The organism is Xanthomonas cissicola (assembly GCF_008801575.1).
Lineage (GTDB): Bacteria > Pseudomonadota > Gammaproteobacteria > Xanthomonadales > Xanthomonadaceae > Xanthomonas > Xanthomonas cissicola.
Genome location: NZ_VZPL01000195.1, coordinates 1 through 1,159 on the forward strand (window position 1 = coordinate 1; position 1,159 = coordinate 1,159).

1 protein-coding gene is annotated in these 1,159 nt (G+C 59.1%); it reads left to right on the top strand.

Annotation, left to right across the window (positions count from 1 at the left end; translation table 11 throughout):
• Positions 1-63 precede the first annotated feature (63 nt).
• Positions 64-1,035: an IS5 family transposase gene (locus tag F7R02_RS25440; protein ID WP_151210325.1), complete on the top strand. Its 972-nt coding sequence runs from the start codon at positions 64-66 to the stop codon at positions 1,033-1,035.
• Positions 1,036-1,159: the final 124 nt, after the last annotated feature.

Below are 1,159 nucleotides of genomic sequence, written 5' to 3' on the forward strand. Positions count from 1 at the left end.
AGGGAAGCTCTGAACAACGCCCCCAGATGCGCGACACTACACACCTACGTTGAGGAGTGATCCATGCAACTGACGTTTGGTGACGCCGAGGGCCTTGGTAAGCGCAAGCAGACCCGCCGGGAAATCTTCCTGGCCGAGATGGAGCAGGTCGTTCCGTGGCAGCGGTTGCTTGCGCTGATCGCACCGCACTATCCGGTGTCGGGACGGCCAGGTCGGCAGCCGTACGCACTGGCCACGATGTTGCGGATTCATCTACTGCAACAGTGGTACGCGCTGAGCGATCCGGCGATGGAAGAAGCGTTGCATGAGATCCCGAGCTTGCGGCGTTTTGCCCAGCTCGGTGGGTTGGACAACGTTCCTGACGAGACCACGATTCTCAATTTTCGTCGTTTGCTGGAGACCCATGGCCTGGCCGCGCGGATGCTGGAAGCGGTCAACGCGCATCTGGCGCGCAAGGGTCAAAGTCTGCGCTCGGGCACGATCGTCGATGCAACCCTGATCGCTGCGCCCAGTTCGACCAAGAACGCTGACCACGCGCGCGATCCTGAGATGCACCAGACCAAGAAAGGCAAGCAGTATTACTTCGGGATGAAAGCGCACATTGGCGTAGACGATGTGTCCGGGTTGGTGCACCACGTGGAATGCACGGCGGCCAACGTTGCCGATATCACGCAGGCGCACAAGCTGCTGCATGGCAAGGAAGACACGCTCAGCGGGGATAGCGGTTACACGGGGCTGGACAAGCGCGCGGAGATGGCGCGCAAGCGCAAGTTGCGCTACCTGATTGCAGAGAAGCCGTCCAAGCTCAAGCAGATCAAGAACGCGCGCGAGTTGCAGTGGGCCCAGCGCTGGGAGCACACCAAGGCCAGCCTGCGGGCGAAGGTGGAACATCCATTTCGGGTGATCAAACGCCAGTTTGGTTACGTCAAGGTCCGCTATCGCGGCTTGGCGAAGAATACCGCGCAGGTGCTGACGCTGTTTGCGCTATCCAATCTATGGATGGTGCGCCGGCAGTTATTGCCGGCCAAGGCATAATGCTGTCCGGCGGCAGCTGAAGCCGCCAGATAAGCGCAAAATCTCGTCTTACATACCCAATTTACGCGTTACTGGCGCTCTCTATGCTGATATTTTTAGGTCTTGAGAGTTGTTCAGACCTTCC

Coding starts and splice junctions, on each gene's coding strand:
- F7R02_RS25440 (WP_151210325.1), top strand. CDS start 64: ATGCAACTGACGTTTGGTGACGCCGAGGGCCTTGGTAAGCGCAAGCAG.